Source organism: Paraburkholderia dipogonis (assembly GCF_046027395.1).
Classification (GTDB): Bacteria; Pseudomonadota; Gammaproteobacteria; order Burkholderiales; family Burkholderiaceae; genus Paraburkholderia; species Paraburkholderia dipogonis_A.
Window position 1 is genome coordinate 266,558 of record NZ_JAQQEG010000001.1, and the last position, 16,830, is coordinate 283,387.

Consider the following 16,830-nt stretch of genomic DNA (forward strand, 5'->3'; position numbering starts at 1 on the left):
GCGTGCGCCGGCTAGGACGCTTCTTCGGTGTGATCGATCCAGTCCGCGAGTTCGCGCCGCAGTTCCGCGATATCGAGCGGTTTGCCGAGCAGCCGCGCGCCGGGAATGGCGTCGCCGATCTGCGCGCTCTTGCCGTAGCCCGACACCAGCAGCACGCGAATACCCGGCTGCTGGCGCAGCACGGCGCGTGCAAGACTGTCGCCGGACATGCCGGGCAACGTGAGGTCCGTGAAGAGGATGTCGAAGTGTTGCGCGGGCACGAGCGGCAGCGCTTCTTCCGCGCTCGCGACCGCGGTGCAATCGAGGCCGAGGGCGTTCAGCAGATCACTGAACGCTTCGCGTGAATCCATGTCGTCTTCGACCAGCAGCACGCGAGCCGGCGTGCCGGGCGAGCGCGGCGCATCCAAGGGTGAATGACTTCGAGGCGCAGCCTCGGCAGCGGCATGCTGGCTTTGCTGCTTCGACTCCCTGCCAGGGTCGTACACAGCCGGTGGCACGCAGGCGGCGATCTGCCCATCGGCCACGGACACGGGCAACACGCCCGCCGCCGTGGCCGCGCCGGCGCGCAACACGCCGCGCACCTTGCGGGCGAGATCGTCGCGCCGGTACGGCTTCGAGAGCAGCGTGATGCCGGCGTCGAGTTTGCCGTGATGGACGATTTCGTCGCGCGTATAGCCGGAAGTAAAGAGCGTCGGCACCGCGGGCGAGCGCGCCGCGGCACGTTGCGCGAGTTCCACGCTTTTCACCTTGCCGGGCATGACCACGTCCGTAAACAGCAGATCGATCGGCACATCGCTGTCGATGAACTCGATCGCCGCGTCGCCGCTCGACGCGGTCAGCACCTTGTAGCCGAGTTGCGCGAGCATCTCGACGGCGGTCAGGCGCACGTCGGCATCGTCCTCGACGACCAGAACCGTTTCGCCGCCGCCGCTCGGCGCCGCGGTCTCGTCGACGGCTTCCGACGTTTCGGCTTCGCAGCAGCGCGGGAAAAACAGCGAGACGGTGGTGCCGCGTCCCACTTCGCTGTCGATCAACGTGTGACCGCCGCTTTGCCTGACGAAGCCGAACACCATGCTCAGGCCGAGGCCGGTGCCGTGCCCGTCGGGTTTGGTGGTGAAGAACGGTTCGAACACGCGTTGCAGGATCTCGGGCGGCATGCCGGCCCCGGTGTCGGTGACGGAAAACACCACGTATTCACCCGGTGAGAGTTCCGGTTTGCCGCGGCAGAACGCGGTATCCAGCACGCGGTTGGCCGCGCGCACGGTGAGCGTGCCGTCCGCCTGCATCGCGTCACGCGCGTTGATCGCGAGATTGAGCAGTGCGTTTTCCAGTTGATTGCGATCGACCTGCACGTTCCACAGATCGTCGCTCAGGACCGTATCGATCCGGACGGTTTCGCCGAGCGCGCGATGCAGCATCTCGCTCATGCCGCGGAGCAGACGGCGCGGGTTCAGCACGGTCGGCGAGAGCGGCTGGCGCCGCGCGAAGGCAAGCAGATGCGCGGCCAGTTTCGCGCCGCGTTTGACGGCGTCCGTCGCGGCGGACAGGCGGCGCAACGTGGCCGGGTGGCCACCGGCATCGGCGGCGAGCATTTGCAGGTTGCCGTTGATCACCTGCAGCACGTTATTGAAGTCGTGCGCGACGCCGCCCGTGAGGCTGCCGATCGCTTCCATCTTCTGCGCCTGGCGCAATTGTTCTTCGGCCAAAGCGCGTGCCGCGACCGCGTCGGCGACGCGCTGTTCGAGCGTCTCGGTCAACTGGCGCAGCGACTGTTCGGCGATCTTGCGTTCGTGAATGTCGATCAGCACGCCGGGAAAGCGTGTCGGTTCGCCATGCTCGTCGAATTCGCACTGGCCGTTTGCCTGCACCCAGAGATAGTCGCCATCGGGCCGGCGGATTCGAAACTCGGCGCGAAACGGCTGGCCCGTGCGTACCGCCTCGTAGGTCAGTTGCTCGTTGAGCCCCTGGTCGTCCGGATGAAGCATCTGGACGGCGGCATTGCGTTCGACACCCTTCGCGGCTTCATCTTGCAGAAAGGAAAAGGTGCGCGCGAAACGTTCGTCGCCGCTGACCTTGCCCGTGCGCACGTCCAGCACCCATGTGCCGAGCACGGTGCCGGTATTGAGCGCGAGTTGCAGCCGCTCGTTGGTTTCGTGCAGTTCGGCCTCGGCGCGCAGTCGCCAGCGTTCGGTGAGCACGCGCGCGGTGGTTTCGACGACCATTGCCAGTACGCCGGCCGGCGCGCCGCTGTCGTCGGCGACCGGGCTGTAGTAGAGATCCATCCACACGTCTTCCGGCTTGCCGTCGCGCAGCAGCACCAGCTCCTTGTCGCGATACGACAGCGTGCCGCCCGCGAGACAGGTGGTCATGACATGCCGGTTGAATTCGGCGATTTCCGGCCAGCCATTTTCGACGGGGCAGCCGAGCAGATAGGGATGCCGGCCGCCCGCGAAGATCGCGTAGGCGTCGTTGTAGATCATGTAGCCGGGTTTGTCCCACAGCAGGACGAGCGGCACGGGCGAGGCCAGCAGCAACTGGACGGTGGCAGTCAGACTGCGTGGCCAGTTTTCGATGGCGCCCAGGCCGGCGGCGGCCCAGTCGAATGCGCTGATGCGCTGCGCCATCTCCCCGCGCCAGCCAGGGCAGCCGTGGTCTTGTGCCGGAAATGGCATGCTGCGCTCCACAGAGGTCACGTCGATGAAAGTGGCCCCACTCTGCCGGCGCGCGTGACGCGCTTGCACTCTCAGCAGGAGGCGGGATGAATCTTCTGCCGTGCACCGCGTACCGGCGGATAGCTGACACGCGGTTGCGACAATTGTAGGCCACAACGCCGGGCCGGTGACCCGTCACGCATGCGTTATGGGGTTTAGCCGAACCTGTCCGCAAACGGGTTCGCAAGAATTACCTGGGCGATGAACCGAGTGCCCCGGATAGCGGAAAGAAGCACACAGGTGGGCATTTCATGCGAATAAGGCCGGCGTGATGCGGGTTGCCGCATGGCGCTTACAGATCGCATTCATCACGCGGGCGTGAATCCTGCTGTCACTATTTGTTCGCCCGCGCCGACCGGCGCACCGTGGCCTGGACACCACGGAGAATTTGAACGTCGACAAAAGCGGACCGCACAATGACAAAGAAAAACGTCACACGAAACAAGCTGCCTAAAGCGGATGCCCGCCAGGCGTTGTTGATCACGCGCCGCAACGCCAGAATGGCGCGCTCAGCGCACGCTTATGTACGCGGCAACACCAGCAAGTTCTACGAATGGCTCGAGGGCATCGAGGGTCATGCTTTGCCGGAAGGGCCCGCGATCTGGATTTGCGGCGATTGCCATACCGGCAATCTCGGACCCGTCGCCGACGCGCAAGGGCGCGTCGAAATACAGATTCGCGATCTCGACCAGACTGTGATCGGCAATCCGGCGCACGACCTGATTCGCCTCGGCCTGTCATTGGCGACCGCCGCGCGCGGCTCGGACCTGCCGGGCGTGACGACCGTACGCATGATGGAAGCGATCGCGGACGGTTACGAGCGCGCCTTCGACGACGCCGCGGGCGACGCCGACATCCACGCGGAAAAGCCCGAGGCGGTGCGAGTGGTGATGAGGGAAGCGGTGCGCCGTTCGTGGCGTCATCTGGCGGAGGAGCGTATCGAGGATCTCGAACCGAGCATTCCGCTCGGCCCGCGTTTCTGGCCGCTCGCGAAAAGCGAGCGTCGCGAGATCGAGGCGCTGTTCGAGAAAGGCACGCTGGCACGGCTCGCCACGGTGCTGCGCGGCGCGGGCGACGAGGCCGACGTGGAAGTGCTCGACGCCGCCTACTGGGTGAAAGGCTGCAGCTCGCTCGGCAGGTTGCGCTATGCGGTGCTGCTCGACATCGACGGCGCCGCGGTGGAAGGCGACGACCTGTGTCTGATCGATATCAAGGAAGCCGCGCAAGCCGCCGCGCCGCGCTATCCCGGCGTGCGGATGCCGCGCGATAACGCCGAGCGCGTGGTGGAGGGCGCGCGGCATCTGTCGCCGTCGCTTGGCGAGCGGATGCGGGCGGCGCGTCTGGCGGATCGCGCCGTCGTGATTCGTGAACTGCTGCCGCAAGACATGAAACTGACCATCGAGCAGTTCACCCGCGACGAAGCGATGAAGGTGGCGCGCTTTCTGGCGATGGTGGTCGGCAAGGCGCACGCGCGGCAAATGGATAGCGCCGAGCGCAAGGCGTGGCTTACTGAACTGCGGAGAAATCGCTCGAAGACACTCGATGCGCCAGGCTGGCTATGGACGGGTATCGTGGAATTGGTGAGCAGCCATGCTGCTGGCTATCTGGAGCATTGCCGGCGTTACGCGACCGGTCGCGATGACGCTTGATGCGTTGTGCTCGCGGCGGCGGCAGCCTGAACCGGGCCGCCGCCGCAAGATACGCAAAGGTCAATTCGACAACGACAGATACGGCGAAACAAGCGGCGTGGGCGGGAACGGCTGCAACCCGGTCTGCTTGCTGAAGCTATATCGCACATAAACCGCCGCAAGATACTCGCGATATTCATAAGCATTGCCGAGCGAAGCAGTCGCCCCGAACGCCAGTTGCGGCGCGAGTTGATATTCGCCCACCGCGCTGAGCGAATACGACACGCCGGTCTTGCTTTGGCTTGGGTACTGCGCGTTGCTCTGCACGCTCGTACCGAACTGCGCCGCGTTGCCTACCGCCGAACTCTGCCGGTTGGATCCGTCATTGAGCGGGAAATAATTCGACGCATCCTGGCGGTAGTGCTGCACCCCGATCGATCCCTTCACGTCGTACGTGAACGCGCCATTACGTCCCGTCCACTCGATCGGCAAGTTCAGAATGACGTATTCCTGCGGGCTGAAATAGCCCCCCTGGCCATACGTGAAGTACGACAGATTCTTGTTGTAGCCCATCACCGTCGTATTCACGCCGATAGTGAAGGTCTGATCGGCGTCTTTCAGCAGGCGCGTGTAGACGCCGCCACCGCCCTTGACGGCGACATTGCCCTGCACGTTGTCGCCCTTGTAGTACTGAACCGCCCCGTTCACGTACAGGCCGCTCGTGCCGTCGTCCCATGCGAGGCTGGCAAGGCCGCCCGTCGAGGTGATGCCGCCCCATTCGAGGCCGGAACCGGCATCGCGCGCGCCGGCATAGGACAGCAAACTGTCGGTCACCGCGCGGCGCGCGACGGCCAGCGAATACGACACCTTGTCGGTGATGCCGCCGTTATATTGCGCGCCGCCCACGATGTTGGTCTCGCGGAAACCGATCGGCGTCACGCCGATATCGCCGCTGATGCTGCGGCCTTCGTAGCCGACCGACAGGCCCACGCCGCTCGCCGTCTGGTTGCCGTAGTTGTTGGTGCCCGCCTTGGCAGCCGCGGTGGATGCGTCGTTCGACAGGCCGGCGCCGAAACGCGCTAGCGTCGAGACATTGCCGGCGGCAGTGCCGGCGTCGAGCGTGACGGGCGTCGCCGTGACGACCACGTGGCCGTTGCCCGCCTTGATGCGCCCCTGGATCGGCGCTTCGATATCGGTGAGGTTGGACAGGCCGTCCTCGCCGGTGCGGTTACGGAACACGATCCCGCCTGAGATGCTGCTCGACTGTTCGCGGTTGACCTGCGCCAACTCTTCGGCCACGCCGAGCGTTTGCGTGTTTGCCACGTTCGACGGCGCGTAGGTGTTGCCACTGCCGTTCGCGCCAGGTTGCGCCGGGTAGTACGGCTGGGCGTAACCGGTGGGCGGCTGCGGAATGTACGGCTGCTGTTGCGTGTAAGCCTGCTGCTGCGGCGGATACGGCTGGTAAGGCTGTTGCTGTTGCGCCGGATAGGGTTGGTAAGGTTGCTGCGCGTAGCCCTGCTGCTGTTGGGGATACGCGGGCTGACCGTAGTAGGGCTGCTGTTGCTGCGGATAGCCTTGCTGTTGCCCATACGGCGCCTGCGCATAAGCCGGCGCGTTGCGGCTATTCTTCGACGCGCTTGGCTTCCTGCTGGTCGAGCGCTTCGAACTCGTGCTTGCGCCCGATGCGCTGTACGGCTGCGCTTGCATCGAACCGGCATTGGCCTGCGCCTGGCGCGCAGCCGGCGACATCGGCCAGGGCGTGGCCGCATAACCATCCTGCGCGCCGTATTGCGCCTGCTGCGGATATGGCGCTTGCTGGGTATAAGCCGGGTTGTACTGGGGAGCCTGCTGCATCGGCGGCATCTGCGCCTGCTGCTGCATCGTCGGCTGTCCTTGCCCCGGATAAGGCTGCAAGGGCGCACCCGACTGGCTCGACCCGTAAGTCTCCTGGCCGTAGCCACCCGAGTCGGCGCCACGACGCGGCGCGTTGTACGGCAGGGCGGCGGGCGCCGGGCCCGGCGCATAAGGCTGCGCCGGCACGGTATAAGGTGCGACGTAAGGCGCGGGCTGCGTAGGCGGCGGATAGTTCGGCACGGTCTGTGTCGGCAAGGAGGACTGCGAATACGGGAGCGCTGCGCGCGCGGCGTTATAGCTGCCGCCGGCAAGCGCGGCGTTGTCGGCGTCGGTCGGCGTGACCGCGGCGGTTTTGCCTTCGAAGGGATTGGTGCCGGGCAGCGGCGTCGCGCCGATCCGGCGCATCGCCACTTCCCAGCCGCGCGGCACGTTGCTCGCCGGGCTGCGCGGGACGTTGGCCATCAGCGGCGTGTTGGCGGCGACCAGCGAGCGTTGCAGATAAGTCGACGCGAGCGACAGCTTGCCTTCCGCGCGATACATGCGGCCGACCGTGGCCAGCAAGCCGGGATCGCCGGGCGCCGCGTTCAAGGCCTGTTTCGCAAGCGACTCGGCGTAGCTGAACTGTTTCGCGCCGGCCGCGGCGGAGATCGTCGCCTGCAACAGGTTCAGATCGTCGGGCTTGCGTTGCAATGCGACGCGATAGCTGGCGAGCGCGTTGCGATCGTCGCCGGCACTCGAATAGAGGCGGCCGAGCGCCGCTTGCAGATCGGGATTGTCGGGCATGGCCGCGAGCCACGGCGCGATCACGTCGTAGGCGCTCGCGAGGTCGCCGCGCTGACGCACCGCATCGCACTGCTTGATGACGATGCCGAGATTCAGGTTGCCGAAGTCGGTGCGTTGCTGCGGCGTCAATTGCATCGACGCGAGCCGGCGCATCACCATGCCGAGTTCGGCTTCCTGTTGCGTGGCGGACAGAATGCCCGCGTATTGCAGCAGCAGATCGGTATTGCCAGGCGCCGCGTTCATGGCGGCGCGCACGAGTCCGAGCGCGCGGTTCGGGTCGCCGGCTTGGCTGTAAGCGGCGGCGATCACGCCGATCAACTCGGGGCTGCTGCCCGCAACCGGCTCGGCGGCGTGCAGCGTGGCGAGCGCCTGTTGCGTCTGCCCGTTGCGCGCCATCCGCGTGGCGAGATCGGCTTGCTGATGCACCCACAAGCGGTGCTGCAAGGTCGTCATCGCGTCGGTGCGCTGCGCGACCGGGATGCGGTCGAGCTGCGCGAGACCCGCCGACCAGTCCTGTGTTTCCGCCGATAGCAACGCGCTCGCGTACAGCGCGTCGGTCATGTCGGGATGCGCGGCGAGCAGGCCGTCCATCATGCTGCGCGCGTTGGCGACCGCGCCCTGGCGCACGTAGATGCGCGCGAGGTCGAGGCGCAGCCACGGATCGTCGGGCGTGTTCAGCAGCGCGTCTTCGAACAGGCTGCGCGCGCTGCCGAGATCGCCGCGCGCTTCGGCGGCGCGCGCTTGCGCCGCCTGCGCTTCGCCACGCAGACGGTTGATGCCGCCGGCCTTCGACTGCTGCTCGGTGTTCAACTGATTGGCGAACTGCAGCGCCTCGTCGCCGCGGCCTTGCGCGGCGAGTGCGCCGACCAGTCCGCGAACCGCGTCGGGGTTGTCGGCCTGCCGGCGCAGCGCCATCCGGTACGCCTGTTCGGCGCCGCTCGGGTCGCCGTTCGCGAGCAGCATTTCGCCGAGCAGCACCTGCGCGGTGACGTCCGACGGATTCAGCGCGATCGCGCGCTCGAACAGTGACTTCGCCTTCGCGACTTCGCCATTGCTGCGCGCGCCGATCGCGTCGCTCGTGTAGGTCCAGTAGGTCGCGCTGTCGAGCGCGGTTTTCCAGCGCGCCGGATTGCCGTTGCGCGACGCGCGTTCCAGATAGTTGCGGGCTTCGGCGAAATGCTCCTGCTTCAATGCGGCGATGCCCATGCCGCCGAGCGCGTCGGTGTCGTTCGGGCTGGTGGCCAGCACCGAGGAAAACTTCGCGCGCGCCGTCGCCACGTCGTTGCGATCGAGCGCGGCGAAACCATCAGCGATCGTGCGGCCGCGCGCGTCCACGGCAGCGTTTTCCTGCGAGCGGGCGCGGGCCGCGCTGTCCTGCTGCACCATCGAATCGAAGCGCGCCTTGACCGCGGCGTCATCGGAGGCGGTTAGCAGATACGCCTGATAGAGCGGGGCATCGGAGGGCCGCGCGTCGAGCCACAACAGCGCCTGACGCCAGCTCTTTTTCGCCGACGCGCCGACCGTGCTGTCGCCCGCCAGTTTCTGCAGCCGCGCGATGCCGTCGCGGCGCGTCACGTCGCGATAGGTCAGATGCTGCGCGTAGGCGAGGGCGTAACGCGGGTCGTCGGGGTTGTCGCGCGCGAGTTGTTCGAGACCGCGGCGTGCCTGATCCCAGCCTTGCGGTGTTGCGGAGAGCGCCTGGTAATACTCGAGCTGCAATTCAGGCGTGGCTGGTTTGCCGTTCAGCGCGCGCTGGTATTCCTGCACCGCGCTCGCGCTTTGACCGCTTTGCGCGAGCCGCCGCGCGTCGTTCACGGTCTGGTCGCGCAGGCTCGATTCGCCGAGGCGCCGGCCGAGTTCATCCAGATTCGGATAGTTCGGCGCGACCGCTTTCAGGCGCGCCAGATATTGCTGCGCGCCGGCGCCGTCCTTGCGGTCGGCGAGCACCATGCCCATGCCGAAGAGCGCGTCGGGCTGTTTGGGATCGATGCGCAGCACCTTTTGCCACGCCTGCTCGGCGAGGTCGCCGCGCTGATGCGATTGCCAGTACTTGCCCTGATCGATCAACACGTTCAGCGGATCTTTCGACGCCTGCGCCAACGCGTCCGGCGAAACCGTCGCCACGCAGCAGACGGCCGTGAGGCTCAGCGCGAGGCGCAATGACAACGCGAGGGCGCTCAGTCGCATGCGTTTCTCCAACTCGGCACGAGACGTCCGGCTTCGTCGAAACGATAGCGGCCGTCGATAAAACCCGTGCCGAACAAGCCCAGCACACGATCGTAGTAAACCGGTTCGCGGCCCGGTACGCCGGCGTCGAGCGCGGCGAGATGCGTGCGCGCGAGGCCGAGGCCGTGCTCGTCGCCGAGCGTCTTGAAGTACGGCGCGAGCGCGCCCCAGTAGCTCAGCGGTCCTTCGCCGCTTGCCGCGCCGGTGGTCGACGAAACCTTCTCCGGTGGAAAGCCGGTTTGCGCGACGCGTGAGCGCATGCCACCGAGCGCCGCAAGCCAAGGCTTGGCGAGCGGGTCCGCTGCCGAGGCGAGACCGGCCCACAGATAGACGCGGATCGCGTCGTAGCTGCCGGTGTCGCCGTTTTTCGGATCGACCACGAACTGGCCGTTTTGCCAGGCTGCCCAGTCGGGCGCGAAGCCCTGCGGCGCGGTGGTCTTGATGAGCTTGTACGCGCTGTCGGCGAGCTTGCCCCACGGACCGTTCGGTATTTCGCGCGCGAGCGAGCGCAGCACCGGCAGTGGCAGATAGCTCGGATTCAGGCGTGTCACGCCGCCGCTCTTGAAGCCTTGCGGTCCGGGCAGCAGCATCGGCCCGACGCCCGGCAAGGTGGTCATTTCCTGACGCGCGATCTGCGCGGCCAGCGCTTCACCCAACTGCGTATAACCCGCTTCATGCCACAGGCGGCCCGCTTGCAGCAGATCGTAAGCGATCCACAAGTCGGAGTCCGAGGCGGAATTCGGATCGAGCACGCCGTACGAGCCGTCCGCTTTTCTGCCCCATTGCCACGACGGCAGCCGCATGTTCTGCGCGTCGAACTGATTGCCCGCGAGATTGGTGCGCGTCCAGCCGAGCAGCCGGTCGAAGGTCGCGCGGTCGTTCGCGACCAGCGCAAAGAAGAGCGCGTACGACTGGCCTTCGGAGGTGGTTTGCTGCGCCGGCGTGGAGTAGTCGATTACGCGGCCGTCGGCCTGCACGAAGCGTTCGACGAACGCGCGATAGCCGCTCCAGTCGCCGCAGGCGCCGGGTGCGGCGGTGGTCTGCGCCACCTTGACGAGATTGGCGAAACTCGTGGACGCCGCCAGTCCGAGCGTCAGCGCCACGCCGATTTTCTTGTTGATTCGAACCCGCATATCAGTCCTATTAGTCCCTCAGGCGGCGCGCGGCGATCGAGCGCAGCGTCCGGTAGAACAGGCCCGCGATGATCAGCGCGGCAAGCACGCCGCCCAGCATCAACAGCAGCGGATGCGACGACAGCGCCCAGCGCAGATACTCCTGCGGCGACAGATGGCCGACGTAATACGCCTCGCCGTTCGAGGTGATGGTGACGGTGCGGCCGTGGATCACGGCCATCGCGCCTTGAATCTGCGGCAGCACGTCGGAGTCGAGCAGCGCCGCGGACAGGTCGGCGTCCGACTGGCCGGCCGCGCTCACCAGCGCGACGGCGCTGCGGTTCTTTTGCAGCGGCGATTCGAAACCGGTCAGGAGCGCGTCGCCGTTCGAACTCACCAGCGTCAGATCGGCGCGTGCGGGCGTGCGCTCGACGCCGCGTTCGCCATGCCACCAGTCCTCGAGTTTGAAGACGATGTCGGTGAGCTGGAAGGTGCGCGAGTCGCCGTCGCTGGAGAACGGCATCGACTTGGCCCAGCGTTGCAACAACGGCTGCTTGCCCGGCGCGCCGAAAATCAGCAGGTCCTTGCTGGCGAACTTGTCGGCGTCGTCGGCGGTGCCGACCGACACACCCGTGACCGGATAACCGGTCGAGGTGCCCATGCGGCCCATCGTCAGCAGATACAGGCTGTAGTCGCTCGAATCGGCGTCGTTCGGCAGGATCGCGGCGGTCTCGGAGAGGTCCGCCATGCGCGTGAACGGGAAGCCGCTATTGGCGAACGCGGCCAGATCGGGCAGCGCCATGTAGTGCGGGAACGACGAGAGGTCGATGGTCGAGTTCGGATCGATCGCGCCGACCACGTTGTCGAGCAGACGTCCGTGACATTCGCCGGTATTCGGAATGTCGTAGTAGAAGTGCAGGCGCACCTGCGCGCGCGGCGTCAGCAGCAGCGGCGGAATGTGCAGGGTGCGGCGCGCTTCGGCGGTCTTGTCCGGCAGCACGGTGGCGAAGTAATGGCTCAGATCGAACACGGAAGCGGATTCGGCCGGAATCGGCAGCGCCTGCACGAAGCCGTTGTTCACGCTCACGTTGAGCGACGAGCGGTCGCGTAGCGGCCGCACCGTGTAGCGGTAGCGCAGATCGATCGGCGCGCCCTTGGTGTGCCACATGAACAGATCGGGCGGCACACGCAGATTCACGCGCACGGCGTCGGCGTCGTAACCGGACACGGTCAGATCGCGCGGATCGGCGAGTTCGCCGAAGCGCACCGGACGGTTGGTCGGCAACCAGTTCGGCGCGTCGTACGGCGCGCGCGGCGCGAGTTCGTTGAGTTGCGTGATGGTCGCGCTCTGGCCCGTCAGCGTGTTCTGGCCGATGCCGAGCGACTTCGCGGCGGTTTTCAGTTCGGCTTCGGTGCGCCCGAGCACGAGCAGCAGCTTGCCGCGCGCCGGCGCCTCGCGATCGACCACCGCGATGGTCGGGCCGGAGATCGCCGGGATGTTGATGCCGGCCGGACGTTGATCGGAAGTCGCGAACACGACGGCGTTACCCGACAGCGGCGCGTTATCCAGTTGCGCCGGAAACACCGCGCCGCGATAACCGGCGAGCGCGCCGAACCACGACGCCACGATGCCGCCCGCTTCGAGCGTGGCGTTGCCCGGCTTTTGCGCGAACACGAACGGTAACTCCAGCCGACGCACGTCGCGTCGGTCGAAGAACGGCTGCGGCAGCGCAGCCAGATCCGGCTTGCTGGCGAGCGACGCATAGGTCAGATCGAGCGAACTCGCATTGCTGACAGTGGCCCACAGCGAGGAGTTCGCCGGGTCTTCGCAACTCGTCGTGTAGTGGCCGATCAACTGCACGTTCAGATGGTTGAACTCGGTGATGAAGCGCGGATCGATCGAGACGTCGCGCGCCACCAGCATGCCGGCCTGTTCGTGCGGCACGGGCAGGGTGGCAGCGACTTCGCCGTTCACCAGCACCTTGAGCTGCGAGAGATTCGCGAGCAGCGCGGGCGAGTAGCTGTACACCAGATGCAGGACCGCGCCCGTCACCACTTCGTCGCCGCGCACGGAGAACGCCACGCCGTTCTGGCCATCGGTGCCGCGCAATTGCAGCGGATCGAGCGCGCCGAGGTCGGCGAAGGTCAGCGTTTGACGGCGGCCGCCCGGCACCAGCGTGCCCGGCTCGGCGGTGGTCGGCGTCCTGATGCCCAACGCTTTCACCGACGACGCGGCGAGCGCCGGCGTCGGTGTCGCCAGTTGGGGTTGCGCCATCGCGTTCGGATCGTAGGGCACCGCCGGAGTCGGCGCGCTCACGCTGCCGACGCCGGTCGCAGCCGGAGCGCCTGGAGTTGCACCGGCGCTTTGAACAGCGCCCGCCGAACTCGCGCCGCCGCGGGCCGCCGCCACGACCTCAGCCGCCGACGCCAGCGGCGCGGTCAGCGCCGTCTGCAACGCGAGCCAGCACGCGAGGCCGCGTATCAGCCGTTGCGAGCCGGAACGTGCAACGCGATGCATGCTCAATCCGGTCCCACTGCGCTCGTGATTCGAGCGTTCGATGTTGCCCTTCGCCATCCGGTTGCGCATAGATCAGTCTTTCGTTTTTAGCTTCTTGACGTCCATTGGACGGCTTTTCATCGAACTGCGAAGGTCGGCGTAGAGATGCTCGAACAGCCCCGCGATGCCGCGCGCGCCGACCGTCAGCACATGCGACAGGCCGCGCAGGGGCGTGTCCTGCTGCCGTCCTTCCGCCCAGCCGGTCCAGGCGTCGGCGCGTGCAAAGGTGGTCTTGACGAACTCGTACTCCTGCTCGCGCGTCATCGCCGAGAAGCGCAGGCCCACGCGGCCCGGCGCGGTGAAGCCGACCGTCGCCGGAAACGCGTATTCCTCGTCCCCGCGAAAGAGAGAGACGGTCACGCGTTCGTGCATCGGCACCTGGATCGCGGCGGGCAGCGCCACGCCGACGCCGCCTTCCGAGTAGTCGATGGTTTCGCAGGCGAGCGTGCGGCCGGTCGAAAATTTCAGCATCACGGGCATCTGCATCGCCACGCGGTGCACCGCGCGAATTTGCCGGCGTTCGCTCGCGGCGGCCACGCTCGCGCCGAGAATCAGCATGTTGTAGGTGGTCCAGCCGAGGTTGAGGATGGTGGTCTGCACCACGCTGCGCACATGCCAGTTGAAGTAGATATGCACGACGCCCACACAGAAGCCGATCAGGTTCAGCAACAGCAGGAACAGATACGGCCGCGAGATCGCCCAGTCGAAGTAGTTCTTCTCGATCTGGCCGCCCTTGGCCGTCACGTTGAACTTGCCGAGCTTCGGGTTGATCAGCGCGAGCAGGGTCGGCGCGGTGATGTACGAGGCCAGCACCGATTCATACACTTCGGCCCAGAACGAATGGCGGAACGAGCGCTGCATACGCGAGTTGGTGATGCTCGCGTGCATCATGTGCGGTAGTGCGTAGATCGCGATCGTGCCGGCGGCGGCTTCGATCACATGCGCGCCGAAGAACAGGTACGACAGCGGCGCGGTCAGGAACACCAGACGCGGGATGCCGTAGAAGAAATGCATCATCGCGTTCAGATAGCACAGGCGCTGGCCAAGTTTCAGGCCCTTGCCGGTGAGCGGATTGTCGATCCGGAAAATCTGCGTCATGCCGCGCGCCCAGCGAATCCGCTGGCCGATGTGGCCGGAGAGACTTTCCGTGGCGAGCCCCGCGGCTTGCGGAATCGCCAGATACGCGGTGGTGTAGCCAAGACGGTGCAGCTTCAAAGCGGTGTGTGCGTCTTCGGTCACGGTCTCGACCGCGATGCCGCCGATCTCCTCGACCATGGTCCGGCGCAGCAACGCGCACGAGCCGCAGAAGAACGTGGCGTTCCACAGATCGTTGCCATCCTGCACGAGGCCGTAGAACAGTTCGCCTTCGTTCGGCACCTTGCGGAAGGTGCCGAGATTGCGTTCGAACGGATCGGCGGAGAAGAAGTGGTGCGGCGTTTGCAGCATCGACAGCAGCTTGTCGCGCAGGAACCAGCCGAGGCCGATCTGCAGGAACGAGCGGGTCGGAATGTGATCGCAGTCGAAGATGGCGAGGAATTCACCGCTGGTGATCTTCAACGCTTCATTGATGTTGCCGGCCTTGGCGTGGCGGTTGTGCGTGCGAATGGTCCAGTTGACGCCGACCTCTTCGCAGAACGCCTTGAACTCGGGGCGGCGGCCGTCGTCGAGCACGTGGATAGAGATCTTCTCGGCGGGATAGTCGAGCGCGAGCGCGGCGTAGATGGTCGGCTTCACCACCGAGAGCGGCTCGTTGTAGGTCGGAATGAACACGTCGACGGTCGGCCATTGGTCACGCGAGGCGGGCAGCGGCATCGGCGTGCGCTTGAGCGGCCAGGCGGTCTGGAAGTAGCCGAGCAGCAGCACGATGGTCGAATAGACTTCGGCGGCGACCAGCAGCAGACCCCAGCCGGCGTCGAGCGGATGCTCCCAGTACGTGGTCGCGGTCAGCCGCCAGTACATATAGCGGCCCGAAGTCACCACCGACAGCATGATCATCACCATCGTCGCGTACCGGCCTTGCAGGCGGCGGAACATCAGCGCGGTCACGAAGCAGCAGGTCGCGAACGTCAACTGTTCGTAGAAGGCGAGCGGTACGGTGAACACGAAGTACAGCATCACCAGCGCGAACAGCGTGACGAGTCCGGTGACGATGCGGCTGTTCCAGAAACGCGCGTCGACGAAGCGTTCGAGCCGCGACGGCTCGGCGGGTTCGAGGCCCGGCGATGGAGTCGTGCTCATGCGACGTTCCTCGGCGAGACGGCGATCGCGTCGAGCGCCGCCGCCAGCCACGTGCCGCACGCGCGGAAATCGGCGGCCGCCTGGCTGAGTGGATCGTAGTGAATCAGCGTGGTGTCGCACGCGAGCGCCTCGCTCACGCCTTCGTCGAGATGGATGACGCCGGGGAACAGCTTCGCGCCGAGCATCTGGCGCAACACCTTGAGGACGTCCTTGGTCAGCTGGCGCGACTGATCGATCTGGTTGATCACATAGCCTTCGCCGCCGAACTCGGCGCGTGGCGCCGCGTAAGTTTCGATCAGCCGCTCCATCTGCGGAATCGCGGCGTACGACGCGGCGTCGGCGAGTACGACGTTCAGCGTGAAGGTGGCCGCGCACAGGGCGGTGCGGACATATGCGGAAGAACCCGGCGGCGTGTCGATAATCACGATGTCGGATGCGTCGAGGCGCAGATTCTGCAACGACTGCGCGAGCCAGCGCGGCTCCTGGTCGATATGCGCTTCGAAGCGGCGGCGGTCGTCTTCGAGCAACGCGCCGTAGGGCAGCACGGTCACGCCGTCGACGCCGTCGAACATCACGGATTGCCACGGATCACCCGTCAGCGTGGCGCGCGACAAACCGTCGATGCTGTCGAGCGGCACGCCGAAGTGCAGACGCAGCGCGTTCTGCGGGTCGAGATCGAGCGCGATCACACGCCGGCCGCCGGCGGCCAGCACGGAAGCGAGATTGGCGGCGAGGGTGGTCTTGCCGACCCCGCCTTTGGCGGACACCACCGCGATGACTTTCATGAGCGACGCGGGCCGTTGATCAGCCACGAGTTGGAGGTGGCGGGCGTGACGGCGCGGGTGGCGCCGGCCGGTGCTGCGGCTGCTTGGGCGGGCGTGCCGCGCAGGCGGTCGAAGACCGCTTGCAACGGCGCGGATTCGCCGCGGGTCGCGGCCGCTTGCGGCGGCGTAGGTGCGGATGCGGGTTCCGGCGCAAAGAGCTTGCCGAGGATCGAAGCGGGTTGCGCCGGCACGGCGGGTGAGGGCGGTGCGGTCGTGTAAGCAGGCGCCGGCGCCGGCGCCCAACTGGGAGCGGCGGACGAAAACGTTTGCGTCACTGGCGGACGTAAAGGAATGGCGGGCGGCACGGATGCGGCCTGCGCGGATTGATTTGCGGGAGCAAGCGGCGCGGATCGAGTCGGCACAGCAGCCGGAGCATCAGCCGGCGCGAACTGAGCCGGAGCAGCGATCGGCGCGGCTTGCGCAACCACCGGCGCCGCGGCCTCCCCACGGACAGCGCTCGCTCCCGCTTGCGACATCGCGGCATCTTTCGCTTCGAGTTCGCCAAAGCGCGACGCGCCTTTCGGCACGGTCGCCGGCGCGGCCACGGCGACCGGCGGAATGTCGCGCCGATGCGAACGGGTGAACAGCGGCGCCTTCGCTCGCGTGACGGAAGCCGCGTCTTTTGGCGTGGTGTCCTGACGATCGACGGCCACCGGCGCCTCGACCGCGTGCGACTGAGGCTTGGCCTCGCGACGCTGCCCGATTGCGGGAATGGTCGGCTGGGTCAGATCGAGCGTCACTAATAGCGGCCAGCGGGTGCGCGCCGAACGCGCTTCGTTTTCGCGGCCGATTTCCTGGTACGCGTTGGCGTCACCGCCAAAATGATCGAAAAGTTTTTCGATGTCGCTCGATGAGCTCATAGTGCCGCCGTCTTATTCATGCCTACCCTTGCCCCGA

At 66.4% G+C, this 16,830-nt stretch carries 8 protein-coding genes; 1 reads left to right on the forward strand and 7 read right to left on the reverse strand.

The genetic code is table 11. From position 1 onward, the window contains the following. Positions 1-11 precede the first annotated feature (11 nt). Positions 12-2,672 (reverse strand): hybrid sensor histidine kinase/response regulator, encoded by a 2,661-nt coding sequence (locus tag PQR32_RS01200; RefSeq protein WP_408221758.1) that lies wholly within the window; start codon positions 2,670-2,672, stop codon positions 12-14. Positions 2,673-3,127: 455 nt separating this feature from the next. On the opposite strand from PQR32_RS01200, the gene PQR32_RS01205 reads away from it, so the two are divergent. Next, entirely contained in the window at positions 3,128-4,360 is a 1,233-nt protein-coding gene (locus PQR32_RS01205) for a DUF2252 domain-containing protein (protein ID WP_408221759.1), read from the forward strand. Positions 4,361-4,420: 60 nt separating this feature from the next. On the opposite strand, the gene PQR32_RS01210 is transcribed toward PQR32_RS01205, so the two are convergent. Genes PQR32_RS01210 through bcsP form a run of 6 tightly spaced genes read right to left on the reverse strand, consistent with a single transcriptional unit; the run spans position 4,421 to position 16,793 of the window. Continuing rightward, positions 4,421-9,163, reverse strand: a complete 4,743-nt coding sequence (locus PQR32_RS01210) for a cellulose synthase subunit BcsC-related outer membrane protein (RefSeq protein ID WP_408221760.1) — start codon at positions 9,161-9,163, stop codon at positions 4,421-4,423. Continuing rightward, positions 9,154-10,335, reverse strand: coding sequence for a cellulose synthase complex periplasmic endoglucanase BcsZ (gene bcsZ / locus PQR32_RS01215; RefSeq protein WP_408221761.1), 1,182 nt, complete (start codon positions 10,333-10,335; stop codon positions 9,154-9,156). Before bcsZ ends, PQR32_RS01210 begins: the two co-directional genes overlap by 10 nt. Before the next feature lie 10 nt (positions 10,336-10,345). Next, on the reverse strand, positions 10,346-12,901 hold the full coding sequence (bcsB, locus tag PQR32_RS01220; protein ID WP_408221762.1) for a cellulose biosynthesis cyclic di-GMP-binding regulatory protein BcsB: 2,556 nt from the start codon (positions 12,899-12,901) through the stop codon (positions 10,346-10,348). A gap of 3 nt (positions 12,902-12,904) precedes the next feature. After that, positions 12,905-15,109 (reverse strand): UDP-forming cellulose synthase catalytic subunit, encoded by a 2,205-nt coding sequence (bcsA, locus tag PQR32_RS01225; protein WP_408221763.1) that lies wholly within the window; start codon positions 15,107-15,109, stop codon positions 12,905-12,907. Further along, complete coding sequence (bcsQ, locus tag PQR32_RS01230) at positions 15,106-15,894, reverse strand: cellulose biosynthesis protein BcsQ (protein ID WP_408221764.1); 789 nt, start codon at positions 15,892-15,894, stop codon at positions 15,106-15,108. Before bcsQ ends, bcsA begins: the two co-directional genes overlap by 4 nt. Further along, the gene (gene bcsP, locus PQR32_RS01235; protein WP_408221765.1) at positions 15,891-16,793 is read right to left on the reverse strand and encodes a cellulose biosynthesis protein BcsP; all 903 of its coding nucleotides are present in this window, start codon (positions 16,791-16,793) and stop codon (positions 15,891-15,893) included. Before bcsP ends, bcsQ begins: the two co-directional genes overlap by 4 nt. Between the last annotated feature and the right edge of the window lie 37 nt (positions 16,794-16,830).